This window comes from Corynebacterium sp. HMSC074A09 (assembly GCF_001811545.1).
Lineage (GTDB): Bacteria > Actinomycetota > Actinomycetes > Mycobacteriales > Mycobacteriaceae > Corynebacterium > Corynebacterium hiratae.
On record NZ_KV805153.1, the window covers coordinates 139,241 to 166,088 of the forward strand.

Here is a 26,848-nt window from a genome sequence, read left to right on the forward strand (position 1 = left end):
CCCCATACTCTAATTGACGTAACTATCCACCACGCGCACCGCACCACGGTCAGCGGAGGTGGCCATGTTGGCGTAGGCGCGCAGGGCCTTGGTGACCGGGCGGTTGCGGTCCTTCGGCGTCCAGGGCTTCTCACGCTGCTCCTCGGTGGCGCGGCGGCGTTCCAAGACTTCTTCGTCAACGTCGAGGGTGAGCTGGCGCTCGCGGATGTTGATGGTGATGGGGTCACCGTTCTCCACGAGACCGATAAGCCCGCCGTGAGCAGCCTCGGGGGAGATGTGGCCGATGGAAAGGCCGGAGGTGCCGCCGGAGAAGCGGCCATCCGTAATCAAGGCGCAGGCCTTGCCCAAGCCGGAACCCTTGAGGAAGGAGGTCGGGTGCAGCATCTCCTGCATGCCGGGGCCGCCCGCGGGGCCCTCGTAGCGGATGACGATGACATCGCCGGGCTGGACTTCCTTCTTGAGGATGATGGACACGGCCTCCTCCTGGGACTCCACCACGCGGGCCGGACCGGTGAAGGTCCACAGCTCTTCCTCCACGCCGGCGGCCTTGACGATGGCCCCGTTGGGGGCGAGGTTTCCGCGCAGGACAACCAGTCCGCCGTCAGAGGAGAAGGCATGCTCGGCGTCGTGGATACAACCATTGGCCGCGTCGGTGTCGAGCTCATCCCAGCGGTTGGACTGGCTGAATGGCTCGGTGGTGCGCACACCGCCAGGCGCGGCATGGAAAAGCTCGAGGGCGGCCTCTGTGGCCTTGCCGCCGCGGATATCCCAATCGTCCAGCCACTCCTCGGCGTTGTCGTAAAGCGCGGTGTGGACCTTGAGGTTCAAGTGGCCGGCGCGGCGCAGCTCGCCCAAGATGGCGGGGATACCGCCGGCGCGGTGCACGTCCTCGATGTGGTAGGTGCCGTTGGGTGCCACCTTGGACAGGCAGGGTACGCGGTAGGAGATCTCGTTGATGTCCTCGAGGGTGAAGTCCACCTCGCCCTCCTGCGCGGCGGCCAGCGTGTGGAGGATGGTGTTGGTGGAACCACCCATAGCCATGTCCAAAGCCATGGCATTGCTGAAGGCTTCCTTGGTGGCGATAGAGCGCGGAAGGACGGCGTCGTCTTCTTCGCCGTAGTAGCGTCGGCACAGGTCCACGATGGTGCGGCCGGCCTGCTCGAAGAGATCGCGGCGGGCGCTGTGGGTAGCCAGCGTGGTGCCATTGCCTGGAAGGGCCAAACCGAGCGCCTCGGTGAGGCAGTTCATGGAGTTGGCGGTGAACATGCCGGAGCAGGAACCACAGGTGGGGCAGGCGGATTCCTCCACCTGAGCCAGGCCCTCATCGGAGACGGCATCGCTGGCCGACGCCGTGATGGCCGTAATCAGATCCGTCGGCGCGTGCGCCACACCGTCGACGACGACGGCCTTGCCGGCTTCCATCGGGCCGCCAGACACGAAGATGGTGGGGATGTTGAGACGCAGCGCGGCATTCAACATGCCCGGGGTGATCTTGTCGCAGTTGGAGATGCACACCAGGGCGTCGGCAGTGTGCGCGTTGACCATGTACTCGATGGAATCGGAGATGATCTCCCGCGAGGGCAGGGAGTAGAGCATGCCGCTATGGCCCATGGCGATGCCATCGTCAACAGCGATGGTGTTGAATTCCTTGGGCACGCCGCCGGCTTCGCGCACGGCGTCGGCCACGATGTCGCCGACGTTCTTGAGATGGACGTGGCCGGGAACGAACTGGGTAAAGGAGTTGGCGATGGCAACGATCGGCTTGCCAAAGTCACTCTCCTTGGAGCCGGTAGCGCGCCACAGCGCACGCGCACCGGATGCCTGGCGGCCAACGGTGGTGACTTTAGAGCGGAGAGGGTACATGGTTAATCCTTCAGTTCGGGGTGTTTCTTGAGGTACTCGGCGTATTCCTCCTTGGTAAGGAGGATTTGTTGGCCATCGCGGTGGACGATGACGACCTTGTCATCGGCGGCTTCGCGGCCAGCGGTCAGGGCGTCGGGGATGCGGCCGTTGGAAGCGGCGGCAAGGCGGGGGAGAGAGTTAAAAGTCACGCCCGGCAGGTTGAGGTTGTCGCCGCTGGTGGTGCGAGCGTAGGCCTTCGAGCGCTGGAATCCGATGCCTTTAAAGTCCTTCCACGCGATGTCCTTGGGGCCGCGGAAGCCATAAGTGATGTGGATGCCTTTCGCGTCCACGGTGGTGTGGGCCCGCAGGACCCACCAGATGGCCAACACCGGGAAGATGAGGATCCAGAAGAGGTATTTCGGGGCCCAGCCAATGCTGAGAAAAGCGATGGCGGCGAGGATGCCAATGCCGAGGAGGTGTTCGCGGGTGGGCTTGAACGTTTCGGCCGTGGGGTGTTCGGCGCGAGAAGATGCGTTCTGCGGGTGTGAGGACGTCATAGTGGGTCATCGTAATTGACAGCGTGGCGCGGTGGCGAACCGCCCCACCTGTGCAATCTCGCAAAATGAGAAAAAGATCCCAAAAATGGGGGTAAATGCCTGCGGTGGCGTTTCTATCAGTGTACAGTTTAGCCCATGATCATTATTCGACTTCACCTCGTAGTAGTACCCGGGCGGCGCGAGCCGTAGCGAATCCACTAGTGACGTCGACCAGCAAGCGCCCCCGTTACCTTCACACCCAGGAAGGACAGCGGGGGCGTTATTAGTTGGATGATCTCTCCGATATCCATCCCCACTGAAGGAGCACAACAACCGTGACAGCTTCCACTCCGCCACAGCGGGCGCCCGAGCGCATCACGGGCGCACACGCCATTGTCCGTACCCTCGAAGATTTGGGCACCGAGCTTGTCTTCGGCATTCCGGGCGGCGCCGTGCTTCCGCTGTACGACGCCCTCTTTGAATCCACGAAGCTGCGCCACGTGCTCACCCGCCACGAGCAGGGGGCCGGCCACGCCGCCGAAGGTTATGCCCAGGCATCCGGAAAGGTAGGCGTCATGATTGCCACCTCCGGTCCGGGTGCTACCAACCTGGTGACCCCGCTGGCGGACGCCAACCTGGACTCCGTGCCGGTCGTGGCCATCACCGGTCAGGTGGGCAGCTCCTTGCTGGGCACCGACGCCTTCCAGGAGGCCGATATCCGCGGTGTGACCATGCCGATTACGAAGCACAACTTCATCGTCACCAAGGCAGAGGACATCCCGGGAGCTATTGCTGCCGCGTTCCACCTGGCGTCCACCGGACGGCCGGGCCCGGTCCTCGTGGATATCCCGAAGGATGTCCAGAACGCCCTGATGGAGTACTCCGGCCCAGTCATGCCGGACCTGCCGGGGTATAAGCCCACCACGACCCCGCACCCGCGCCAGATCACGCAGGCTGTTCGGCGCATTGCTCGCGCGGAACGCCCAGTGCTCTATGTTGGCGGCGGCGTCATTAAGGCGGAGGCTTCCCGCGAGCTGCGCGAGTTTGCTGAGCTGACCGGCATCCCGGTGGTGACCACCCTCATGGCGCTCGGCGCCTTCCCGGATAACCACCCGCAGCACATGGGCATGCCCGGCATGCACGGCACGGTGCCGGCGGTGGCGGCGCTGCAGCGCGCGGATCTTATCATCGCCGTGGGCGCGCGCTTCGATGACCGCGTGACCGGTGATACCGATACCTTTGCTCCGCACGCCGAGGTCATCCACGCCGACATCGACCCGGCCGAGATCGGCAAGATCCGTGAGGTAGCTGTTCCCATCGTGGGTGATGCCCGCGAGGTGCTTCTGCGCCTGACCAAGGCTTATGCCAATGACGCGGAGTTGGACGCCCCGAACCTCGGTGACTGGATGGAGTACCTGGGAGATTTGCAGCGCCGCTACCCGCGCGGTTTCGAGCCGACGTCGGACGGGCTGCTCAATCCGCAGGAGGTCATCCAGCAGCTCAGCTCCATCGTGGGGCCGGAGGCTATCTACTGCGCGGGCGTCGGCCAGCACCAGATGTGGTCGGCACAGTTCCTCGACTTCGAGCACCCGCGCAGCTGGATCAACTCGGGCGGTGCCGGCACGATGGGCTACGCCGTACCCGCAGCGCTGGGCGCTAAGGCCGCATGCCCGGAGCGTGAGGTTTGGGCGATTGACGGCGATGGCTGCTTCCAGATGACCAACCAAGAGCTCACCACCGCCGCGGTGGAGGGATTCCCCATCAAGGTGGCTGTCATTAATAACGGAAACCTGGGCATGGTGCGCCAGTGGCAGACGCTCTTCTATGAGAACAAGTACTCCCATACCAAGCTGCGTGAGCACGATGAGTACGTTCCGGACTTCGTCAAGCTCAGCGAGGCCCTGGGGTGCGAGTCCATTCGCGTCACCACGGCAGAAGGGATTGGCCCCGCGATTGAGCGCGCGCGCTCAATCAACGACAGGCCAGTGGTCATTGACTTCATCGTGGGCCAGGACGCCCAGGTGTGGCCGATGATTGGCGGCGGTGCCTCCAACGAGGAAATCCAGTACGCCCTGGGCCTGCGCCCGCTGTTTGATGAAAACGAGTCCGCGGCCGAGGATCCGGCCGACATCCACGAATCCCTCGAGGAGGCCTAAGAACAATGGCTAAAGACGACATCACCCGACACATCCTGTCCGTGCGGGTCCAGGACATTGAGGGCATCATCTCCCGCGTGGCCGGTATGTTTACCCGCCGCGGCTACAACCTCATCTCGCTGGTCTCCGCGCGGACCGAAACCGAGGGGATCAACCGCCTGACCATCGTTGTGGACGCCTCCGAGGTTGTCATCGAGCAGGTGGCGAAGCAGCTCAACAAGATTGTTCCGGTGCTCAAGGTGGTGGAGCTGGAGGAAGAAAACACCATTGCCCGCGCCATCATGCTGGTCAAGGTGGCCGCGGATAACTCGAACCGCCCCCAGGTGGTCGACGCGGTGAACATCTTCCGCGCCCGCATCGTGGACGTATCGCCGGAGTCCGTGGTGGTGGAGGCCACCGGTACGCCGGGCAAGCTGCAGGCACTTCTCGACGTCCTCGAGCCCTTCGGTATCCGTGAGCTGGTGCAATCCGGAAACGTCGCGCTGGGGCGTGGCCCGAAGGCGATGGCACCGAGCAAATAAATAATCTCACATTGTGGGCATCTTGTCCCAAAATGTGATACAAATTCAGTAGACCACGTCACTATTCACTGAGTAGTGACAACGAACCGCAGAGAGAAGGAACAACAACATGGCTATTGAGACTCTGTACGATTCCGATGCCGACCTGTCCATCATCCAGGGCCGCAAGGTCGCCATCATTGGCTATGGCTCCCAGGGCCACGCCCACGCAATGAACCTGCGTGACTCTGGCGTTGAGGTGGCGATCGGCCTGCGCGAGGGTTCCAAGTCCCGCGAGAAGGCGGAAGAGGCTGGCTTTAAGGTCCTGAGCAACGCTGAGGCGTCCAAGTGGGCTGACGTCATCATGCTGCTAGCCCCGGATACGTCCCAGGCGACCATCTTCGCCGAGGACATTGAGCCAAACCTGGAGGACGGCAATGCTCTGTTCTTCGGCCACGGCCTCAACATTCACTTCGAACTGATCAAGCCGGCGGAGAACATCACCATCGGTATGGTTGCGCCGAAGGGCCCGGGCCACCTGGTCCGCCGCCAGTTCGTCGACGGCAAGGGCGTGCCCTGCCTGATCGCTACCCAGCAGGATCCGAAGGGCGAGGGCCGCGAGCTGACACTGTCTTATGCCGCGGCCATCGGCGGCGCCCGCGCCGGCGTTATCCCGACCACCTTCGAAGCCGAGACCGTCACCGACCTCTTCGGTGAGCAGGCCGTTCTGTGCGGTGGTACCGAGGAGCTCGTGAAGGTCGGTTTCGAGGTGCTGGTGGAAGCCGGTTACGAGCCGGAGATGGCCTACTTCGAGTGCCTGCACGAGCTGAAGCTCATCGTTGACCTCATGTTCGAGGGTGGCATCAAGAACATGAACTACTCGGTCTCTGATACTGCAGAGTTCGGTGGCTACATCTCCGGTCCGCGCGTCATCGACGCCGACACCAAGCAGCGCATGAAGGACATCCTGTCCGACATTCAGGACGGAACCTTCACCAAGCGCCTGATCGCCAACGTTGAGGGCGGCAACAAGGAGCTCGAGGAGCTGCGCGCCAGCTACAACGATCACGAGATCGAGAAGACTGGTGAGAAGCTGCGAGATCTCATGAGCTGGGTCAAGAACCCGCTGGATGCAACTGCATAAATCGCACTGGATCTGAGTAATCCCGCTGGCCACCGGCTGGCGGGATTTTTCAATACCCGGGGCTTGGTGCCCGCAATGTGATGTTCGCGCACAAACGGGCACGTTCCCACATTTGGCGGTAGGCTCGAGGCCATGGGTTTCTCTACGCCAAGTTATGACCTTAATGACCTTTTCGCTCGCATCGATCGCGGTGATATTCAGCTGCCTGACTTCCAGCGCTCTTATTCCTGGGATGAGGACCGCATTAGATCGCTGATCGTCACCGTCTTGCGCGGCTACCCGCTCGGCGCATTTATGGCCTTGGATACCCGCAACGAAACCATGCGCTTTCGCCCCCGCCCATTGGCTGGGGCTCCGGATACCGGGGTGAACCCGGGCCTGCTCTTGCTCGATGGGCAGCAGCGCCTTACCACCTTGTATCACTGCTTCCGCGGCGAGGGCTTCGTCGATACCACTGATTTTCGTTCCAAGAAGGTCTCCCGCAAGTACTACGTGGACCTGCGCATAGCGACCTCGGAGGACATCATGCCGGACGAAGCCGTCTTCGCCGTCAACCAGCATGGCGAGCTGCGCTCCCACTTCGCGCCGGATATCGAAGGTTCCTTGAACAACCGCGAAGCCGCAATCGAAGAGTGCTGCATCCCGGTCTCAGCCCTGTTGAGCGAGGAAGGCACCAGCATGCTCTTCGAGCTCGCAGCCGCCAACGATGGTGCCACCCGTGATGTGGTTGCAGCCTTCAACAACCGCATCCTGCGCCCGCTGTCCGGGTACACCGTGCCGATGATCCGCCTCTCCCGGGAGACGGCAAGCGCCGGTATCGGCTCGATCTTTGCGCAGGTAAATTCCGCTGGTCTGCAGATGGATGTCTTCGATCTGCTCACGGCTGTCTTTGCCTCCGAAGACCCGGACTTCCACCTGGCGGAGGATTGGGCGGCCGTCGAGAAGCAGCTGCGTTCCTTCCCGGCGCTCGACGGCATTGGCCGCAACGAGTTCCTCTCGGCCGTGTCTTTGCTGGTGTCGGGGGAGAAGGGCAACGCTGGTGGTCAGCGCGAAGACATCCTGCAACTGACGCTCGCTGAGTACCGCAAGGCCGCGGAGACCCTCGTGATTACCTTCCGTGAGGTCGCCGAGTTCTTGGCTGAGCGCTGCATCCTGTCCCTGGAGCAGGTGCCTTATTCCGAGCAGATTATCCCGCTGGCGGTCATCCTGGCACGTCTGGCTGAGAAGAAGGGCGTGCTATCTACCCAAGACGCCTGGGACCGCCTCAACCAGTGGTTCTGGAGCGGTGTCTTCGGTGAGCTTTACGGCTCCTCGGCCGTCAAGCTGCGCGCTGCCCGTGATGTCGACGAGGTGACCAGCTGGGTTGCCGGCGATACCGAGAGCGTTCCGAAGACGGTGCGCGATGCTTCCTTCCGCGAGTCCCGCTTGCTGTCCGTGGGGGAGAACGACGGCGTATGGCACGGCCTCTACGCTCTGCTCATGGCACGCGGCGCCAAGGATTGGCGGACGGGGCGCGCCTTCAACCGCCATAGCTTCGAGGAGCTGCAGCCGGGATTCTTCCCGGTCTTCCCGCTTCGCTGGTGCGAGCGCCACGGTATCAGCGGCGTGCTGGCGAACTCCGTGCTCAACCGCACACCGATGGGCAAGCGCACCGAGGTGGTTCTGGACGGGCATTCGCCCGAGCGCTACCTGCCGCGCGTGCAGTCAAAGTCGATCATGGAGGATGCCGAGTTCGATAGTGTGTTGGCCTCCCACGACTTAGATCCGGAGCTGCTGACTGCGAAGACCGCGCACCAGTTCTTCGCCGATCGCCGCGAGCGCTTTGTCGGCATCGTCGAATATGCACTCAACAAGCAGGTGGTGCGCGACGTGGATGAGGCGAACCTTTCCGGCGGCGAGGAGGGCCCGCAGGCCTTTGCGCGTTAAGGTTCCTTCTCCACGTGCGCTACAGGTCGTGCCTGTAGCGCTGCTACTAGTCGTGACGGCCCTGGGCGCTGCGGGCTGTTCCTCGCTGGGGCGGGGCGAGCCGATCCTCACGCAGGACATCACCGCCCTCCCCGAAGCGGACATCGACCTGGCCCGCGCGAGCGAGGAGAACCGCTTGCGGCTTATCGACCCCCAATTCGCCAACGAGGTCACCGTGGTGGGGGACCGCTGGGGCATAGACTCTGCGCGCTTGTTCTTCAAGGAGAGCAATACGCTGATCCTCGCCGAAGAGACGGATGCCGCGGCCCTGCGCGCGGCGACGTTGAGCGTGTCGCAGCGCGTGCCCATGGTGACGTACGATGCGTCGATTCGCCCGCAGATTTCACAGCTGCTCACTGATCTCGACGTAGACCAGCTCCTCGTTATCGGTAACGTTCCGTGGGCCAGCCAGAACGGGCAACTTGAAGTTATCCATGACCCAGGAAACACCAAGGCGCTGGGGGAGTACACCGCTTTTCGCTTCACGTCGAAGGTAGTCATGAAACGCGAGCGCATGGTTGACAACATTGCGCGCTTGGATTCCTCTACGAAAACGGAGCTCAAGGCCGCCTGGGAGCCCCTGCCGCAGCACATAACGAAGGAAAAGATGCCGGCCATTCCGGCCCAGGCGCGCCGCGACGCACAAATGGCGCCGGTGATTGTGGCGACCGCGGAAAGCCCCCTAGCCAACGTGGTCAACGCCACCGCCTACGGTGGCACGGTCTTCGTCATGACCGAGCCAGATCCGTCGGCGACGAAGGCCGGCGCGGCGATAACCGCAGGGCTATCGGAGGGGCCTATCGTGGCCCTCGGACCGGAATTCGGTTCAGTGACAGAATTCACGCATAAAATCACTCAGGGCTGGAAAGAATAAACTACACTTCTCGGCATCTCCAATTCTGACTAGTAAAGGAAGTTATGTCGAAGCCGGTCGTACTTATCGCCGATAAGCTTGCCGAATCCACAGTTGATGCCCTCGGGGACACCGTTGAGGTTCGCTGGGTTGATGGCCCAAACCGCGAGGAACTTCTCGCCGCAGTGCCTGAGGCCGATGCGCTCCTCGTCCGCTCCGCCACGACCGTGGATGCGGAGGTTTTGGCCGCCGCAGAGAACCTGAAGATCGTCGGCCGTGCCGGCGTTGGCTTGGACAACGTTGACATCCCAGCCGCCACCGAGCGTGGAGTCATGGTTGTCAACGCACCGACCTCCAACATCCACTCCGCCTGCGAGCAGGCCATCGCCTTGCTCCTGGCCACCGCGCGCCAGGTGCCGGCGGCGGATCAGTCTCTTCGCCAAGGCGAGTGGAAGCGCTCGTCCTTCAAAGGCGTCGAGATCTATGGCAAGACCATCGGCATCGTGGGCTTCGGCCACATCGGCCAGCTCTTTGCCCAGCGCCTGGCGGCCTTTGAGACCACCATCATCGCGCACGATCCTTATGCCAACCCGGCCCGTGCGGCGGCGCTGGGCGTGGAGCTGGTGAGCCTTGAGGAGCTCATGTCCCGCTCTGACTTTGTGACGATCCACCTGCCCAAGACCCCGGAGACCGCCGGCATGTTCGATGCCGAGCTTTTGGCGCAGGCCAAGAAGGGCCAGATCATCATTAACGCCGCCCGCGGCGGCCTCGTCGATGAAGCGGCGCTAGCTGCCTCCATCAAGTCTGGCCACCACCGCGGCGCAGGCTTCGACGTCTATGCTTCCGAGCCCTGCACCGATTCCCCGCTGTTTGAGCTTCCGCAAGTTACCGTGTCCCCGCACTTGGGCGCATCCACGGTCGAAGCGCAGGACCGCGCCGGTACCGATGTCGCCGCCTCCGTGTTGAAGGCACTGGCCGGCGAGTTCGTCGCGGATGCCGTCAACGTTGAAGGCGGCCGGGTCGGCGAGGAAGTCGCCGGCTGGTTGGACCTGACCCGCAAGCTGGGCCTGGTAGCCGGCAACCTGCTGGATGCTGCACCGGTTGCCGTGGAGGTCGAGGCCTGCGGTGAGCTGGCCAACGAGGATGTCTCGGCTCTTGGTCTGTCTGCTGTTCGCGGACTGTTTTCCAGCGTGGTCTCGGAGGCTGTCACCTTCGTTAACGCAATGAAGATCGCCGAAAGCCGCGGCGTGACCGTGGACGTGAAGACCAACGTGGAGTCGAAGGGCCACCGCTCTTCGGTGCGCGTCAGGGTGATTGGCCCCAACGGCAAGGTATCGCAGCTGACCGGTGCCCTGACCGGAATTGACGGGGTGGAGAAGATTATCCGCATCAACGGCCGCGGCGTCGATATGCGCGCTACCGGCCGCAACCTCTTCTTCTCCTACAAGGATGCCCCGGGCGCGCTGGGTACCGTGGGTACCAAGCTGGGCTCTGCCGGCATCAACATTGTCGCCGCCGCCTTGACCCAGGGTAAGGACGCCTCCGACGCTGTGCTCATTCTGCGCGTCGAGCGCGAGGTGCCAGAGGAGCTCGTCGAGGAGATCAACTCGGCGCTGGGGGCTACCTGCCACCAGCTCGATTTGGATGTTTAATCCACACCGCACCTGAGTGGAGTCCACCGCCCCCCTGCAGAGCCAGCCATGGTTCTTCAGGGGGTTTCGGCTTCATGGAGGGCACGAGGGTGGTACTCTCTCAAGTATCCAATATGTGAGAAAGGAATCCCACAAAATGAAACTTGCAGTGATTGGCGGCGACGGCATTGGCCCCGAGGTAACCGCGGAAGCGCTCAAGGTTCTGCGCGCGGTGCGCGAGGACATCGAGGTGACCGACTATGACCTGGGTGCTCGACGCTACCTGCGCAACGGAGAGCTGCTTACCGACGCCGACCTGGCCTCCCTGCGCGAGCACGACGCCATCCTGCTCGGTGCGATTGGCGCCCCGGGTGAGGTTCCGCCCGGCGTCTTGGAGCGCGGCCTGCTGCTGAAGATGCGTTGTGCGCTCGACCACCACGTTAACCTGCGCCCCTCCAAGTTGTACCCGACGTCTACCTCGCCGTTGGCGAACCCGGGCGATATCGACTTCGTCGTCGTGCGCGAGGGCACCGAAGGCCTGTACTGCGGTAACGGAGGAACTCTGCGCGAGGGCACCGAGCACGAGGTGGCCTCGGAGGTTTCCCAGAACACCCGCTACGGCGTTGAGCGCGTGGTGCGCGATGCCTTCCAGCGTGCGATGTCCCGCCGCAAGCACGTCACGCTGGTGCACAAGACCAACGTTTTGGTCAATGCCGGCGGGCTGTGGCAGCGCACCGTGAACGAGGTGGCACAGGAGTTTCCGGAGGTCACCGTGGATTACAACCACATCGATGCCGCAACCATCTACATGGTCACCGATCCCGCGCGCTACGACGTCATCGTGACCGACAACCTCTTTGGTGACATCCTGACTGACCTGGCCGGTGCTGTTACCGGTGGCATCGGCTTAGCCGCCTCCGGAAACATTGACGCCTCCGGTGCGAATCCCTCCATGTTCGAGCCTGTCCACGGTTCTGCCCCGGACATTGCGGGCAAAGGGATTGCGGACCCGACCGCGGCGATCCTCTCGGCCGCGATGCTACTGCGCCACCTCGGCGACGAGGACAACGCTGTGCGCATCGAGGAGGCCGTTGCTGCCGACGTCTCCTCCCGCGGGGATGCGCAGCCGAAGACTACCGAAATTGGTGACCGAATCGCCTCCGCGCTGCGCGCCTAGCACTGTATGGTTGGCGCATGAGCGTCGAAATAGACGAGGTCACTAGTTTCCTCGCCCAGCACGAGCCTTTCTCCCGCCTGCCGGAGGAAGAGCTCACCGCGCTGTCTGCACAGCTGAGCATGATCTACCTGCGCCGCGGGGATGTCCCCGTCCGGCTCGGGGAGGAGAACGCGTTCCTACACATCATCCGCACCGGGGCAATAGATGTTCTGGGAGAGGATGGCGTCCTTCTCGATCGGCGCGAACCCGGGCTGACCTTTGGCTATTCCACGCTGCAGGGTGAGCCGGTTTCCGTCTATGAGATGGTCGCGGTCGAAGACAGTCTGGTCTTCACCCTGCCGCAGCACGCTTTTAGCGAGTGCGCCCAACGCAACCCAGACATCGCACGGTTCTTTTCGGCCAAGTCGCGCCAGATCCGAGCAGCAGCCCGCGAGCTGTCCGATTCCGCACCGACGGATGTTCTCCGCACGCCGCTGCAGGACCTTATCCGCACCGACGTGCTCACCGCTCCGCCCACCACCACGATCGCGGAAGCCGCTGGCCTGATGACTGACCGGAGTGTGTCCTCGCTCCTCGTCGTGGAGCCCGGGAACCAGAACGGCACCCGCCTTAAGGGCATCGTGACGGACCGCGATCTGCGTTCGCGCGTGCTCGCCGTTCACCGGGATCCTGGCCAGGCGGTGGGGGAGATCATGACGCCCAACCCGCTGACGGTATCTGCCGATGCCCCCGCCATGGAGGCGCTGCTGCACATGGCCGAGCGAGGTATCCACCACCTGCCGGTGGTCACCGAGGGCGCATTGCAGGGCATTGTCACGCAGTCGGACGTTACGCGCCTGCTCCATAACGATCCGCTCTACCTCACCGCGGATCTCTCACGGCGCAGCAGTGCCGCTGAGCTTCGTGGCGCTTTTCAGGAAGCCACGCGCCTGGCCGGGCGTTACGTGGAGCGTGGCTCCACCCCGGCGGAAGCCTCCAGCCTGGTCACGCTCGCCGCCGATGCAGTGGCCCGCCGACTGTGCACGCTAGCCGAGGAGGAACTCGGACCCCCGCCGGTCGAGTATGCCTTCGTGGCCGTCGGTTCGCAGGGCCGCCGGGAAATGGCGCTAGCCTCGGATCAGGACAATGCTCTGGTTCTCGCTGATGACTACGATGCCGCGGTACACGGCGACTACTTCGCGCGGATGAGCTCCTTCGTCTGCCAAGGGCTTGCCGACGCCGGCCAAGTTCTCTGCCCCGGCAACATGATGGCGATGAACGAAGAATGGCGGATGACCCGGACCCACTGGATCGATACCTTCCGTAGGTGGATCCGGGAGCCCCAACCGGAGGCTCTGCTCAACGCGCAGATCTTCTTCGATTTCCGTGTCCTCTATGGCAGCGAGGAGCTGGGCCGAGAAGTCCACACTGCTGCCGTAGAAATGGGTAAAGGGGCAACTCGCTTGCACGCGCACCTGGCCAGCTTGGCAGCGCGCCGCGAGCCGCCGCTGACCTTCTTCCGGGGGCTCGTGGTGGAGCGCGATGGCGACTACGCCAACACCCTCGACATCAAGAAGGGCGGGACCGCCGGAATCGTGCAGATGGCCCGGCTCTTCGCCTTGGCTTCCGGCTCGACGGTGGTGGATACCCGCCAGCGTCTCAGAGAAGCCGCCGGTAACGCGGTGAGCCACCAGGGGGCGCAGGAGCTTCTCGACGCCTTTGATTACCTACGCTCCCTCTCCTTCCAACACCAAGCCCACCAGCTGCGCGAGGGACAGCAGCCCAATTACAACATCGGCCCCAAGAGCCTGGGGCGCATGGAACGCGAGCACCTGCGCGATGCCTTCCGGGCGATCAAGTCGATGCAGAATGCCCTCGCGACCAAATACCCGGTGAGGAATATCTAGATGTGGAATCGCTGGAGCCGCCGGGCGGACTGGGGCGCGCCCCCGCGCACCACACCCCTTGATGACGTGGGCTTGTTGGCCGTGGACATGGAGACGACCAGCCTTAACCCCCGCACGGGGAAGATCGTCTCTATTGGCTGGGTTCCGGTTAATGGCAGAACCATCGACTTATCCGGTGCTGGCTATATCGTGGTGCGCGGTGCGCAGGTGGCCGACGACTCGCATGTCCACCTGCTGACCCAAAACGTCATCGACGCCGGAGAGGAGCTGGAGAGCGCCATGGAGCAGTTGCGCCAGGCGGTGCAGGGACGCGCGTTGCTCGCACACTTCTCAGCGCTGGAGGTGGGATTCATTGAGGCGGCATCGCGCGCGGTGTTCGGAGAGCGCCCGCGGCTGAGCGTGGTGGATACCTTTGCGTTGGAGCGGCGCCACATGGAGCGCATGGGCACCTACCCGCGCGGCGAGGACCTACGCCTTCCCCGAGTCCGTGAGCGCTATGGTCTGCCGCGCTATGGCAGCCACAATGCGCTCAGCGACGCCCTGGCTTGCGCAGAGCTATACCTAGCGCAGCGGGGGAGCACGCGAGCGGTGACCCTGGGGGACGTCGTCCAGCGCTGAGATAGACAACGCTTCCTTTGCAACCTTTACTGCAGACCCCTGATCGTGTGTTAAAAATCCTTGCGAGTAGTATGGCCGTTATGCGTTTAGGACGAATTGCTCACACCGAAGGTATCTGTTTTGCCATCATCGATGGTCCCGCCGACGCCCCGCTGGATCAGCTGGTGGCCAAGGAAATTTCCGGCACACCGTTTACGCCGCCGGAGCCCACTGGCCGCGAGTGGCCGCTGAGTGAGGTGCGCTTGTTGGCGCCGACCCTGCCGACCAAGGTCGTAGCGCTCGGCCGCAACTACGCCGACCACGTGGCGGAGGTCTTCAAGGAGTCTGCCGAGCACCTGCCGCCGACGATCTTCATCAAGCCTTCCACCGCGGTCATTGGCCCGGGTGCGCCCATCAAGATTCCGGAGTTCGCCACCAACGTCGAATTTGAGGGCGAGCTCGCCGTGGTGATCTCTAAGGTGTCGAAGAATATTGATCCGGAGAAGTGGCGCGATCACGTTGTCGGCTACACCATTTGTAACGATGTGTCCTCCCGCGACCTGCAGTTCCAGGATGGCCAGTGGGCACGCGCGAAGGGCATCGACACCTTCTGCCCGCTGGGCCCGTGGATTGAGACGGACCTGGACTGCATCAATCTCGATGACCAGAAGATCAACGCCTACCTCACGCACGATGGCAAGCGCGAGCAGAAGCAGGACTCCAACACCGACCAGATGATCGTGAAGATGGGCGATATTATCGCTGAGATCTCGCAGTCCTACACCCTGCTGCCGGGCGATGTCATCACCACCGGATCCCCGGCTGGCACGGCACCGATGGTGCCGGGCGATACCATCGAAATTGAGATCCCCGGCGTGGGCAGCCTGGCCAACCCGATTGAGCGCGCTTAGATGCTGCTCTAAAGGTTGAGCGCGCGCAAGATGGTGCGCAGCTTAGCCGTGGTTTCCTGAAGTTCGGCCGTCGGGTCGGAGTCCACGACGATTCCTCCGCCTGCCCACGCGCGGGCGGAGAGGCCATCGCCGGCCACCTCGGCGCACCGGATGGCTACCATGTATTCGCCGTCGCCGGAATCATCGCACCAGCCCACCGCGCCGGCGTAGAAGCCGCGATCGGTTTCAGCGGTTTCGATCAGCGCTTGTGCGGCCTCCGTGGGGGTGCCACAAATAGCAGGGGTGGGGTAGACCAACTCGGCCAACTCGAGCGCAGTGATGTCAGAATCCTTGAGGGTTCCCGCAATCGGGGTGCCCAGATGCCACATCTCATTGGTGGAGGTGAGCTGCGGGGACGTGGGAGCATCGAGGGTCTCGCACAAAGGCTGCAGAATACGGCGGATGTGATCTACCACGAAAGCGTGCTCGCGCAAATCCTTCTCGGAATTGTGCAGGTCCTGACCTGCCATGATGTCGCGTGCTTTATCCGACTGCCGGGGCGCGGATCCGGCCAAGGGGAAGGCCGTGACTGTTGAACCCTGCTTCTTGATGAGCACCTCCGGGGAAGAGCCCACGAGCATCGCTCCGGGTCGCCCCGCCGGGGTGAGGTCGGCGATGAAACCATCGCGATGGGAGGATAGGTCGATCAGCCGTGCGGCGACGAGGAGTGGATCGACAGGGGCGTGGAACTCAATGTCAACGGCGCGGGCGAGGACTACCTTGTCCAACTTCGACGCCTCGATCGTGGCGATGGCTGCTTCAATGCGGCGAAGGTGTTCCTCCGGTTCCGGATCGAAACCGGTAACCCGCGCGTTGAGCGTGCCGCTGCGGTAATAGGCATGTGGCTCGAGCGGGCCGTCCTCGCGGATAATGCTGCGCGGGACTGTCAAGGCGGCCGGATCTCCCTTGTGGAAGGGAAGCGCTCCGACGATCATCGGGACCGTGCCGGCACGCAGCTCGGCTACGGCGGCATCGACATCGCTGAAGGTCGCAGCCGAACCTTGGGTACGCACAGACCCCGTCGCGCGGGACAGGAGGAAGTCGGGGGCGGTGGAGGGTCTGTTTTCACACATAAGGAATAACTCTAGTTCCTTCTTTCCTTCTTACCGAAACCAGATCCACTCCTTATGCGGGGTGACCGCCCCTAGGGGACTAGTCGCGGTTGCGCGGGCGGAAGAACTGCACCGCGATGAACAGCCCGATACCGAGGAGAAGCGCAAGGGAACCCATGCCCGCAAGGAAGCCCGCCCAGAAGCCGGCCATCGGTGCGCCATAGCTCATAGCCTGGATGTTTGCGCTTCCAGCCTGCTGTTCCTCCGTGCTTGGGGCGGGGCGCTGCGCCGCGGCGGTATGCTTGGTGCTTCGTTCCTTCTTGGGCGCCGCGGTACTCCCGGACTCTTTCGCGCGAGTAGCAGAGCGCCCGTTCGAGGTGTTCCGATGTGTGGAATCTCTCTGTTGTTCCACAGTGTGGGATGATCCGTTCTGTGGGGCGCGCTGGCCCTGCGTCTCAGGACGTTGGCTTCTTTCAGAAGCATCTGCGGCCGGCTTCTTTTCGGTGCTTCGCGCGGAGCGCTCAGACTGCTTCGAGTCTTTGGCGTCTCTGGACGTGGAGGGCTGCGCGCCGTTGAGGACGGCCTCGGCCTCCTTGAAGGTTTTATCCATCGTCTTGTCTAACTGAGCGATGGACTTAGAGGTGTCGTTGATCTCCTTGGCCAACTGCTGCGGGCGGTTCTTCGCGCTGCCAGAACCAGAGCCCTGCCCAGCGCCGGCACTGGCACCCCAATCCAGTTGACACACCTCGTCGGGCTCCGCTTCACCTACGAGGAAAGGAACGTCGATGGAATGCTCCGAGCCACCGTTGAGCGTAAACGTGAAGGTTGCGGCATAGGCGCCTGGCTCGGTGAAAATGATCCCGGTGTGGCTGTGGAAGTGGTCGGGGTAGTTCCAGGTGATGTCTGGGTCTTCCGAATCAAAGAGGACGGTGGGCGCTGCGCCCAGGGAGTTTTGGAATCCCACCATACGTCCGCCTTCCGGTGCGCTGTGCAGCGTTAGCGACAGGGTAGCGCCCTCGGCCGTTGCCGGGTCGAGGTAGCTGGTGTTGAAACCAAGCCAGGGGATTGCCGGGTCTTGGGTTTGGGGGATCTGCCAACCACTCGACGGGATATCGCTTCCGGCTGACTCATCGAAGGCGGCATTGCTGCCGACCTCCACGTAGAACTCGCCGGAATCGTAGTCCTTGCCGGACTCATCGTCGCGGGCGATGAAGGAGATGTTACCAGAATCTCCCACCAGCGCGAGGTCTTGGTGTCCGCGGCTAAAGGCATGCAGGGAGCTGGCATCGCAGGAGGACTCGCCTGCGCGCTCCGCGGCAACAGCGGGCGCTGCAGAAGCAATCATCGTCGGCGAGCTCAGGGCGATAGCGGCGGCAGCAGTCAAGGTTAGGGGACGGATATTCATGCGGACAGGGACTCCTTTGATTCAGATGGGTGCGGGGAGGACGCCGTGGCACGACGAGAATGCAGAAGAGGGGACAGCGCCCACGCCGCGAGGAAGCAAGCAGTAAGCAGCAGTACGATGGTCGCCCCAGCGGGAAGATCGATGGCCCACGCCAGATAGATGCCGAAGAAGCTGCCGAGCGAACCGATGGCCGCGGAGGCGATCATCATCGACCCCAGCGAGTCACAGAGCAGCCGCGCCGTGGCCGCCGGGGTAATGAGTAGGGCGAGCACGAGGACGTTGCCGATGGTGCCCACAGAGATGACCACCGCGCCGGTCACGCAGAGGTAGAGCACGATGTCTAGAGCAAAGACGGGCAGTCCCATCGCGCGGGCGGTCTCTTTGTCCAGGCACGTGGCGGTGAGCTGGGGGCCGAGCAAGACCACGGCCCCAACGATGAGCACCGTGACGGTGAACGCGGTGTAGAGATCTGCACGGGAGACACCCGTCAGCGATCCGAAGAGGAAGCTCGTGAGCGAGGCCGTATAGCCCTCCACCCGGGAGATAATGACCATGCCAAGCGCAAAGGATGCGGCGAAGAAAATACCGATGACGGAGTCCTCGCGGACCGTGCGCCGCTGGGAGAAGCACGCGATGAGCACGGCGACGGTGCAGCCCGCCACGGCGCCGCCGAGCAGCACTGAGCCCTGGAGCACGAAAGCGATAGCCAGACCCGGGAACACCGCGTGGGAGACAGCATCGCCGATAAAGGCCATGCCGCGCAGCACGACGTAGCACCCCACCACCCCGCACACAATTGCAGCGAGGATGGAGATGCCGACCGCGCGGGCCAAAAAGTCCAGGTGCGGGTTGGCCAGGTCCTGGAAAAACTCAACAAGCGAAATGTCGATCATGCCGCCACCCCAATCGCAGAGAGCAGCGGTGAGGAGGCCGATACCCCGAAGGTCTCGCTCCACGGCTGCGGCGTCAGGCGCAGGTCCTCAGCGGGCCCGTCCGCGACGATCCCCCGGTTAAAGAGCACCAGTCGCGAACACGAATGCGCGGCCTCGGAGAGGTTGTGCGTGGACATGACCACGCTGCTTCCCTGGTCGGTAAGTTTCTGGAAAAGAGTCAGTAGCTCCTCGGTGTTGGGAGCGTCGAGTCCGGTGAAGGGTTCGTCGAGAAGCAGCACCTCGGGCTCGCAGGCCAGAGCGCGGGCGATGAGGACGCGCTGGCGTTGGCCGCCGGACAGCTGCGCGATGGGTCGCTGGGCGAACTCTTCCAAATTGGTCAACTCGATGGCGCGGCGGGCAGCCTCCTTGTCAGCCCGGCCCGGCCGCCGGAACCAGCCCACCATTCCCGTGCGCCCGCTGAGCACCGCCTTGGCCACGCTGATGGGGAAGTCCCACTCCACGTCGTGGCGCTGCGGGACGTATCCCAACGAGGTGGTGACGTCGATGGTGCCGGTGAAGGGGACCAGCCCCAGAACGGCGCGCATCAGCGTGGTCTTACCGGCCCCGTTCGGTCCGAGAAGCCCAATAAACTCGCCGGGGTCGACGTCGAAGCATGCACCGTCGATGACCTGGCGGCCAGAAAGCGACACTGCCAGGTCGTTGATTGAGATGAAGGGATTAGCCACGGCGCCCGCCTTTCGCGCGTAGCACCGCAAACACAGCCCCGACGAGGACGAGTAGGCCCGCACCGGCGAGTGCCCAGACCCACACCGGCACCGCGGCGCCCGCCGAGGCATCAGAGGACTCAGCGCTCGGATCCCACTGCGCGGCGTGTGCCTGCGCGACGTCGGTGCCTGTACCGACAGCAAAGGTTAACGTGGCCTCGGCAGCGACATCGCTCCCGGCGCTCTCGCCCGCGCCTTGCCCGCTCATGCGCACCCGAACCTGGTGGATGCCGGGCTCGCTAAATACCCAGTTAGCGTGCGTATGCGTGCCCAGGTCCACCCAGAAACCGTCCGTGGCCCCAGTCGCGGTGGACCACAGCAGCTGCGGTTCTTCGAAGCCGCCATTCTGCAGGAAGAGGGAGAACTCGCCCGGCCCCTGGTGGCCCAAGAACTCCATGGTGAGGCCGCGGTCAACGTTGTCCGTTAGCGAGGGCGCCTGGGTATTCCAGCCCAGCCACGGCACGTCGGCTTGCTCTGTTTGGGGAACGACCCACACCTGCGATCCGGGTTCGGCGCCGACAAAGGAAAAGGCTTTGTCCTCCGGAAGGGTGAGTTGGGCATTGTCGCCGACGTCGAAGACCACGTCAGCAGGATCACGCCACACCGGCGTGGCTGCTGAATCGTCGCGGGCGAGGAACTGGGCCTGCCCGTCGACAAGCAACAGCCCGAGATCCACGTGACCGTGGTCGATGGTGGCCTCTGTCCCAGGTGCGGCGACCTCTTCATCGGCGCTCACGACCTGGGCCAGATCACCGGCCGAAGCAGTCACCGGGGCGAAAGCCAGCGCCGCAGCGGTCAGCGTTGCCGCCAGGGACGTGCCTAGTGTGTGGATGGTGCGATTAGACATGAGTTTCCTTCGTGGTGCTGCCTAAGCAGCGGTTGAGTGAGTGTGCGTTGAATCGCAGGAGGTCGAGATACGTGGGGACGGTGTCATCGAGAGTGTCGCCGTAGATGGGGCACACCGCGATCCCTAGGGATTCGGCAGCCTCACGGATGACATCGGCGCTGGCCTGTTGGGTAGGTTCGACGAAGACCGCGGGAAGTTGGAGATTCTCCAGCGTCCGGCGCAGGGCGATGACGTCCCGCGGTGACGGCTCGATGGCCGGGTTGGGAGTGACGAATCCCGCAATGTCAAGACCATAACCTTGTTCTAGGTAGGCATAGCCGTGATGAGGTGTGACCAAGTGCCGGTTGCGCTCCGGGATGTCTTCGATGAGCCGCCGCACCTCCGCGTCCGCGTCGTGCAACTGCTCGATGTAGATCTGAGCGCGCTCCCGATACTCCGCGCCGTGGGAAGGATCCGCCAAGGCCAGTTGTTCGGCGATGACCTCGGCATAGCTGATGCCGTTGGCCGCGTTGTGCCACAGGTGCGGGTCAACCTCGCCGTGGATGTGCTTGCCCAGGACTGCCTGAGGCAGCAGGTAGGTCTCGTCACCCGGGCGCCCCAGGAAGCGGTAGGCCGGGTCCGGTGGTATCTGCTGCAGGGTGGAGTTGGGAATGCTCAACGCCGTGGTGCGCGGGTCGAAACCTTCGCCTTGATCCTCTAAGTCGAGCTCGCCCGTGGACAGGTCCGCGGTGATATCTACGTGGCCCGCATCCAGGGCGGTCATTCCATCAGGTGGCTGTACGCCCACGGCCACCGTGAATTCCTGCGGGGAGCTATCCGTTGCGCCAAAAGTGAGACGGTATATGCCCGGCTTGGTGAAGGCCCACGAGACGTGCGTATGGGCGTTGGCCGGCAGCGTCGTGGAATCGTCGCGTTCGTCCAGACCATCAGCCGTGTTAAAGAGTGCTTCGGGCGTACCAAACGTGGATACGACGTAAGCCGCAACATCGCCTGGACCCTCGGCATCGAGCAGGCTCATGGTTACGCTCGTGGTACCCGGCGGGGCATTGCGCACACGCAACCCCAGCCAGACGGCATCGAGGGCAACGTTTTCCACCAGCGGCACGAGACGGGCCCCGCGCGTGGACGCTTGGTCCGCTACCTCGGTGACCGGAACATCCGATGATTCCCGCAGCGTCTTCAACAGGTTCTGCGGCTCGAGGAGAAACCCATTGGCCAGCAGCACATCCGCGTTTGCGACATCCCGCACCGAGCGCAAGCTCGGCTCAAAGGTGTGTGGGTCCTTGCCCGCAGGAATCAACGTGGTCACCGCAGCGTCGTCCCCGGCCACGTGCTTGGCGACGTCCCCCAGAATCGGCGTCGTCGCCACCACCTTGAGCTTCGCATCGTCCCCATTGGCGGTGCTCGCGCAACCACTGAGCGTGGACGCGCCAATAAGCACCGCCGAGAGTAGCGCGATGGGGTGCGTCCGGGTGCGTACTCCGTGCGGCATTAGTCGCGGCCCTTAATGAGTGCGAGACGTGCTAGCGCCAAGCCAAGCACGAGCATGCCAAGGCCCAAGATTCCGATGCCCCACGGCAGTAGGTTTTGCCCGCTGTCGTAATAGCCGGCGGCAGCGACCGTGTCCACGTTCTCCGCGGCTGGCGTGGTTTTGTCGGCTACGCGGGCAGGCTTGCGCTCCTTCCTTTCCTTGCGCTCTGAGCGGTCTTTTCGATTCTTGTCCTGTGCCTGTTGTTCTGCGGCCTTGGTTCCCGCAGCCGACGCCGCACCGCGGGTAGCGCCTCCGGAGCTTCCGCCCCCAGAGCGTGAGCCCGAGTTAGAAGAAGCAGGTTCGTCGGAAGAGGCCTCGCCCAGGGTGACGTCGTCGAGCTCAGCAGAGCTCTCAGCACCGTGGTCCGTATCCGTTTCTTCTTCCCGGGGCGTGGCTTCTGCATCACCGACGTCCCAGGTATAGGTGACCTGGTTACTCGTGTCCCCATTGGATTCTGCCTGCACCGTCATGGTGTAGATACCGGGTTCGCTAAAAGCCCAGTTGACGTGTCGGTGTGCCGGGTAGGCCTGGTTGATGACGTCCCCGGACACCAGGTCCAGCGCGCCGGCGTCGGTGACAGGCTGGATATCGCCGAAGCCTGCCGTTTCGAACACGAAGATATCACCGGGGCCGGTGACCTCGACGAACTCGAAGTTGATGTCGGTGTAGCCAGCCGATTGTGCAGACTGGGTATCCCATCCCGGCCAGAGCAGCGAACTGTCCTGGGTCTGGGGGAGGTAATACGTCGGTGCGCCAATCCCATCGATGCCCTCGGTGGCCTCGCTCCAGGCTTCCTCGGCCACTTTGAGGGTGACATCGTTGCCTGGGCGTACGACACCGCTACCTGTGATGTCTTCCTTCATTGACAAAGTGAGCTCTCCGCCGGGTGCGGAGACATAGAAGGCATCAACGTGCCCGGTGACGAAAACCTCGCCATCGGCGCGGGCCGGGGCCGGGTGGCCCGTGAAGACGACTGCCAGCGCCACGGCGATGGCGCAGAGGGCAGCAGTGACTCTGTGCAGTTCTGTGGTGCGGTGCACGCGGTGTCCTTTCTAGCGATGAAGCAAGCCGTTGAGGCGAGACTCAATCTGGCCGCGGTGGTTGTTGTAGAAGTTGAGGAAACCTTGGAACACGATGGCCAAGACAACGGGAAGCACGAGGCCCCACAAACCCTCGAGCTTGGGCATAGAAGACTTCATGCCCTTCTCGCCGCTGGATTTGTTGTCGTTCGGCTTGGTACTGCCGGGCTTGTCGTTGCCCTCGCCCTTGTTTCCGCCCTCGTTACCGTCCTTCGCGCTCACGCAGTCCTTGATCGCGGCGTCGCCGGCGGCCACGGTGAGCGTCTGCGGTTCAGAGGTAATCTCCTTGCCGTCTGTAGTGGTAGCCGAGTAGCTGACCTCGAGCTTGTACATGCCCGGCTTCGTAAACGCCCAGTTGGTGTGGGTGTGGGAGGCGAAGGTGGTCTCAATGGAGTAGTCACCTTCGGCGGAGTTGATCAAGGGAGTAAAGCCCTTGCCCAACCCTTCGGTGGTGAATAGGCCCACCTGTGCGCCGTCGGGCATCTCAACGGGCTTGATGTTGAGGGTGACCGTGCCGTCTTTGTAGTCCTGGTAGTCAAGCGCCTGGGTGTTATAACCCGGCCAGATGATGCTCTGCTCTTGGGTTTGGGGGAGCAGGAAGAACTTATCCTCGCCCAGGTAGTCGAAGTCTTTGCCCTTGAGCGCCTCCGGGCGGGGGCGCAGGGCATTGTTGTGGATGGCGAGGACAACGTCATCAAGCGGGCGCTCGACAGTCTTCTTGTCTACGATGGCCGTCTCATCCTTGAGGCGGGTGCGGAACTTATCGCCGTCACGAGTGACAGCGATATCGACGTGGCCATGGTCGAGCACCGCCTTGTCAACGCACGTACCGGTGTACTTTCCTGACTCCGGCTTGGTGTTGTTGTCGGGGCTGGTGGAGGGAGCCTTGGAGGTTGTGCCGAGTGCGCCGCGGCCCTCGTACTTCTGCCCAAAGGAGAAGTTTTCGGTGAGCGTGATGCTGCCGGAATCTTGCTTGATGCTCGGGTGCGGAAGGATATCCAGGCGCACGGTAGTGCCGTTGAAGCTTGCGTCTGCGCCGGCCACAAACTCCGCGCGGCCGTGGGTGATGACCCCGTCGAATTCGACGTCGGGAAGCTCGCTGCCCTTGCTGAAGAAGCCACCATGGACGTAGCCTTCGAGCTTTTTATCGGCGGCCTCCACGATGATGCGCGTTGCGTCCTCGCCCTCCGGAACGGCCCGCGCGGACAGCTCCGGGTTAGATACCGAGACCTCTTGATCGGAGGAGAGCTGGCGGAGGTTGGTGGTTTCTGTCCAGGACTCCGCAGACTTCTTCGAGGTGGTGGAAAGCTCAGCGTTCTCGGAGTAGGCGAGCTCCTCGGTGATCCAGCGCGGGCTGCCGTCCTCTGGGGTGTAGACAGCCTGGATCGTTGAGGACTCTGGGCCTAGGAACTCATCGAAGTGTGCTTGACCGTCTTTCACGGGCAGATCGGTGAGGAAGTAGCCATCGATCAGCAGCGTGAGCGTGCCGTTGCTGCCGCCGGTGAAGTCGATGGAGGAGAGGCGCTCATCCCCGTCCTTGTCTCCGGACTTCTTCGGAGCGATGGTCAACCGGTAGTCCTGTGCGCTGGCATCTCCCGCGGTGGCCTTGTCGAACCGCTCCTTGAGTGACGGTGTTGGATCGGCAGCCGGACGTTGACCGCCCACCTGGATGGAGGTGGTGGTCGGTGCGGAAGCGATGAGCTTGCCGTCCTTGTCGCGCGCGGTGGTGCGGTAGGTCAGCTGGTAGCGCCCAGGCTTGGTGAAGACGGTGTAGTTGTGGGTGTGCGTGCCGCTCGTCAGCCAGGCAGAATGCGGGGCACCCTCGGTGGTTCCGAAGAAGCGCTGCAGGCCGCCGGGGCCGGGGTAGTAGCCAAACATCTCTACCTCGCCGGGGCCATCAACGCTGAGGAGGTCGAGAGAAGCGATGCTGTCGCGGAAGTCATCAACAGGCAGCTCGGTGTCCGCACCGAAGCCCATCCACACTGGGTCCAGGCTGCCCTGTACGCGGGCGGGTGCCATGTAGTAGGTCGTGCCAGCCTTTCCGAGGAAGGAAAGTGCAGGGTCCTCAGGGACCGTGAACTGGTATTGGTTGGTTCCGTTCTGGTCCCAGCCTTTGCCCACCCAGGTGACGGTGTCGGCCAAGTCGTGGTCGCTTTCTGCAGAATGGCTTTTGAGGGTCAGAGAATTACCCTCCCAAAATGCCTTGGGGGAGTCGATGTGCGTTTGGGTGGCCACGTGCTTGCCGTCGTCGGGACCGGCAACGGCGGTGGCGGGAGAGGCGAGGAGTGCGGCGCACGTAAGCAGAGCCGCGTAGCGGGTACGAATCACGATGGGAGACCTTTCTTCAGTTCTTAATCGAGATTTTTCACTATAGGTAATGGAAACCAATACCGTTTAGTGTGGGGGAAAGGTGCTGCTCAGCCTTAGTGGAAACGGGGTTCAACTACCCCCAAGTGGGGCGGGCGGTGCGGCGATGCGGCGCTGAACTACGATGGGGAACATGACTAAACCGACATCCGACGTCCGCGTCCGTTTCTGTCCTTCACCAACCGGCACACCCCACGTGGGCATGGTCCGCACGGCCTTGTTCAACTGGGCTTATGCCCGTCATACCGGTGGCACTCTCATCTTTCGCATCGAGGACACCGATGCTGCCCGTGACTCCGAGGAGTCCTACCAGGCCATCATCGACTCCCTGAACTGGCTTGGCCTGGGCTGGGATGAAGGCGTCAACGTCGGCGGCCCTGACGAGCCCTACCGCCAGTCGCAGCGCATGGATATCTATGCTGACGTCCTGCAGAAGCTCAAGGATGGCGGCTACGTCTATCCGGCTTACTCCACCAACGAAGAGGTGCAGGAGCGCCACAAGGCAGCCGGCCGCGACCCGCAGCTAGGCTACGACAACTTCGACCGCGACCTCACTCAGGAACAGATTGACGCCTTCGAGGCGGAAGGTCGCAAGCCGGTGTGGCGCCTGCGCATGCCGGACAAGGATTGGTCCTGGACCGACCTGGTGCGCGGCGAGATGACCTTCAAGTCGGAGACCCAGCCGGACTACGTCGTGGCACGCTCGAACGGTGCGCCGCTCTACACCCTGGTTAACCCGGTCGACGATGCCCTTATGGGAGTTACCCACGTCCTGCGCGGAGAGGACCTCCTGTCTTCCACGCCGCGCCAGCTCGCCCTCTACGAGGCGCTTGTGGAGCTCGGCATTGCCAAGAAGACGCCTGAGTTTGGTCACCTGCCCTTCGTGATGGGTGAGGGCAACAAGAAGCTGTCCAAGCGTGACCCGCAGTCTAACCTGTTCAATCACCGCGACAACGGCATCATCCCGGAAGGCATGCTCAACTACCTGTCGCTGTTGGGCTGGTCCCTGTCTGCGGACCAGGACATCTTCTCCGTCGACGAGCTCATCGCCAACTTCGACGTTCACGACGTGTTGGGTAACCCTGCTCGCTTCGACCAGAAGAAGCTCGAGGCCATCAATGCGGATCACATTCGCTTGCTGGAGCCAGCAGACTTTGCTCAGCGCCTGCGCGACTATCTGACTGAGTACACCGACTTCCCGGCCGACTATCCGGAGGAGAAGTTCGCTTTCGCTGCAGATCTGGTGCAGACCCGCATCAAGACGCTGTCTGACGCTTATGGCCTCATGTCCTTCCTGACCACGCCGGATGCCGAACTGGAGCTGGATGAGAAGGCAGCCCGGAAGAACCTCAAGGAAGATGCGGTGCAGCCGCTGGAGGTTTCCATTGCCAAGCTGGAGGAGCTCGGGGAGTGGAAGGCGGCGGAGATTGAGAAGGTTCTCTCCGCCGCGCTTATCGACGACCTCGGCCTCAAGCCCCGCAAGGCCTACGGTGCCCTGCGTGTAGCTATCTCGGGCCAGCAGGTCTCCCCGCCGCTGTTTGAGTCCATGGAGCTGCTGGGCAAGGAGTCCACGCTGGCTCGCCTTAAGGCTGCTCAGGCGCTCACGCCGTGGAGCGCTGAGTAGTCCTCCTGGGCAGTCTCACAGAGCTGTAATTTCGGGGCGTTAGGTGTCA

General features: G+C 63.0%; 21 protein-coding genes. 11 read left to right on the top strand and 10 right to left on the bottom strand.

Annotation, left to right across the window (positions count from 1 at the left end; all coding sequences use genetic code 11):
* Window positions 1–9: 9 nt before the first annotated feature.
* Window positions 10–1,863: a dihydroxy-acid dehydratase gene (gene ilvD, locus HMPREF2807_RS07855; RefSeq protein ID WP_070511651.1), complete on the bottom strand. Its 1,854-nt coding sequence runs from the start codon at window positions 1,861–1,863 to the stop codon at window positions 10–12.
* A gap of 2 nt (window positions 1,864–1,865) precedes the next feature.
* Window positions 1,866–2,399: a PH domain-containing protein gene (locus HMPREF2807_RS07860; RefSeq protein ID WP_046648103.1), complete on the bottom strand. Its 534-nt coding sequence runs from the start codon at window positions 2,397–2,399 to the stop codon at window positions 1,866–1,868.
* Between the two features lie 314 nt (window positions 2,400–2,713).
* On the opposite strand from HMPREF2807_RS07860, the gene HMPREF2807_RS07865 reads away from it, so the two are divergent.
* The 10 genes from HMPREF2807_RS07865 to HMPREF2807_RS07910 all read left to right on the top strand — a co-directional run bounded on the left by HMPREF2807_RS07865 (window position 2,714) and on the right by HMPREF2807_RS07910 (window position 15,198).
* On the top strand, window positions 2,714–4,534 hold the full coding sequence (locus HMPREF2807_RS07865) for an acetolactate synthase large subunit (RefSeq protein WP_070511652.1): 1,821 nt from the start codon (window positions 2,714–2,716) through the stop codon (window positions 4,532–4,534).
* Between the two features lie 5 nt (window positions 4,535–4,539).
* Window positions 4,540–5,055 (top strand): acetolactate synthase small subunit, encoded by a 516-nt coding sequence (gene ilvN, locus HMPREF2807_RS07870; RefSeq protein ID WP_046648104.1) that lies wholly within the window; start codon window positions 4,540–4,542, stop codon window positions 5,053–5,055.
* 109 nt (window positions 5,056–5,164) lie between these two features.
* Entirely contained in the window at window positions 5,165–6,178 is a 1,014-nt protein-coding gene (ilvC, locus tag HMPREF2807_RS07875) for a ketol-acid reductoisomerase (RefSeq protein ID WP_049156493.1), read from the top strand.
* 132 nt (window positions 6,179–6,310) lie between these two features.
* Complete coding sequence (locus HMPREF2807_RS07880; protein WP_070511653.1) at window positions 6,311–8,104, top strand: GmrSD restriction endonuclease domain-containing protein; 1,794 nt, start codon at window positions 6,311–6,313, stop codon at window positions 8,102–8,104.
* 28 nt (window positions 8,105–8,132) lie between these two features.
* Window positions 8,133–9,017 carry a hypothetical protein gene (locus HMPREF2807_RS07885; protein WP_070511654.1) on the top strand — a complete coding sequence of 295 codons (885 nt, stop codon included), beginning with the start codon at window positions 8,133–8,135 and terminating at the stop codon, window positions 9,015–9,017.
* Between the two features lie 44 nt (window positions 9,018–9,061).
* Window positions 9,062–10,648 carry a phosphoglycerate dehydrogenase gene (serA, locus tag HMPREF2807_RS07890; protein ID WP_070511656.1) on the top strand — a complete coding sequence of 529 codons (1,587 nt, stop codon included), beginning with the start codon at window positions 9,062–9,064 and terminating at the stop codon, window positions 10,646–10,648.
* Between the two features lie 136 nt (window positions 10,649–10,784).
* Window positions 10,785–11,804 (top strand): 3-isopropylmalate dehydrogenase, encoded by a 1,020-nt coding sequence (locus HMPREF2807_RS07895; RefSeq protein WP_070511658.1) that lies wholly within the window; start codon window positions 10,785–10,787, stop codon window positions 11,802–11,804.
* A 17-nt stretch (window positions 11,805–11,821) separates the two neighbouring features.
* Window positions 11,822–13,690, top strand: a complete 1,869-nt coding sequence (locus HMPREF2807_RS07900) for a DUF294 nucleotidyltransferase-like domain-containing protein (RefSeq protein WP_046648109.1) — start codon at window positions 11,822–11,824, stop codon at window positions 13,688–13,690.
* A complete protein-coding gene (locus HMPREF2807_RS07905) occupies window positions 13,691–14,308 on the top strand; it encodes an exonuclease domain-containing protein (protein WP_046648110.1) in 618 nt (205 codons plus the stop codon).
* A gap of 80 nt (window positions 14,309–14,388) precedes the next feature.
* A complete protein-coding gene (locus HMPREF2807_RS07910) occupies window positions 14,389–15,198 on the top strand; it encodes a fumarylacetoacetate hydrolase family protein (protein ID WP_198531392.1) in 810 nt (269 codons plus the stop codon).
* 8 nt (window positions 15,199–15,206) lie between these two features.
* Here HMPREF2807_RS07910 and HMPREF2807_RS07915 read toward each other — a convergent pair whose 3' ends face one another.
* The 8 genes from HMPREF2807_RS07915 to HMPREF2807_RS07950 form a co-directional block, all read right to left on the bottom strand.
* Window positions 15,207–16,310: an isochorismate synthase gene (locus HMPREF2807_RS07915; RefSeq protein WP_049156504.1), complete on the bottom strand. Its 1,104-nt coding sequence runs from the start codon at window positions 16,308–16,310 to the stop codon at window positions 15,207–15,209.
* A gap of 79 nt (window positions 16,311–16,389) precedes the next feature.
* Window positions 16,390–17,694, bottom strand: a complete 1,305-nt coding sequence (locus HMPREF2807_RS07920; RefSeq protein ID WP_070511665.1) for a choice-of-anchor M domain-containing protein — start codon at window positions 17,692–17,694, stop codon at window positions 16,390–16,392.
* Window positions 17,691–18,587 (bottom strand): anchored repeat-type ABC transporter permease subunit, encoded by an 897-nt coding sequence (locus HMPREF2807_RS07925; protein WP_049156511.1) that lies wholly within the window; start codon window positions 18,585–18,587, stop codon window positions 17,691–17,693. Before HMPREF2807_RS07925 ends, HMPREF2807_RS07920 begins: the two co-directional genes overlap by 4 nt.
* A complete protein-coding gene (locus HMPREF2807_RS07930) occupies window positions 18,584–19,312 on the bottom strand; it encodes an anchored repeat-type ABC transporter ATP-binding subunit (protein ID WP_070511666.1) in 729 nt (242 codons plus the stop codon). The genes HMPREF2807_RS07925 and HMPREF2807_RS07930 overlap by 4 nt, the downstream gene beginning before the upstream one ends.
* Window positions 19,305–20,198: a choice-of-anchor M domain-containing protein gene (locus HMPREF2807_RS07935; RefSeq protein WP_049156516.1), complete on the bottom strand. Its 894-nt coding sequence runs from the start codon at window positions 20,196–20,198 to the stop codon at window positions 19,305–19,307. Before HMPREF2807_RS07935 ends, HMPREF2807_RS07930 begins: the two co-directional genes overlap by 8 nt.
* Window positions 20,191–21,690: an anchored repeat ABC transporter, substrate-binding protein gene (locus tag HMPREF2807_RS07940; RefSeq protein ID WP_070511667.1), complete on the bottom strand. Its 1,500-nt coding sequence runs from the start codon at window positions 21,688–21,690 to the stop codon at window positions 20,191–20,193. Before HMPREF2807_RS07940 ends, HMPREF2807_RS07935 begins: the two co-directional genes overlap by 8 nt.
* Window positions 21,690–22,769 carry a choice-of-anchor M domain-containing protein gene (locus HMPREF2807_RS07945; protein ID WP_070511670.1) on the bottom strand — a complete coding sequence of 360 codons (1,080 nt, stop codon included), beginning with the start codon at window positions 22,767–22,769 and terminating at the stop codon, window positions 21,690–21,692. Before HMPREF2807_RS07945 ends, HMPREF2807_RS07940 begins: the two co-directional genes overlap by 1 nt.
* A 12-nt stretch (window positions 22,770–22,781) precedes the next feature.
* A complete protein-coding gene (locus HMPREF2807_RS07950; protein WP_070511672.1) occupies window positions 22,782–25,136 on the bottom strand; it encodes a choice-of-anchor M domain-containing protein in 2,355 nt (784 codons plus the stop codon).
* A gap of 163 nt (window positions 25,137–25,299) precedes the next feature.
* Between HMPREF2807_RS07950 and gltX the strand changes: the two genes are divergently transcribed.
* On the top strand, window positions 25,300–26,799 hold the full coding sequence (gltX, locus tag HMPREF2807_RS07955; RefSeq protein ID WP_083306703.1) for a glutamate--tRNA ligase: 1,500 nt from the start codon (window positions 25,300–25,302) through the stop codon (window positions 26,797–26,799).
* The last annotated feature ends 49 nt before the right edge of the window (window positions 26,800–26,848 follow it).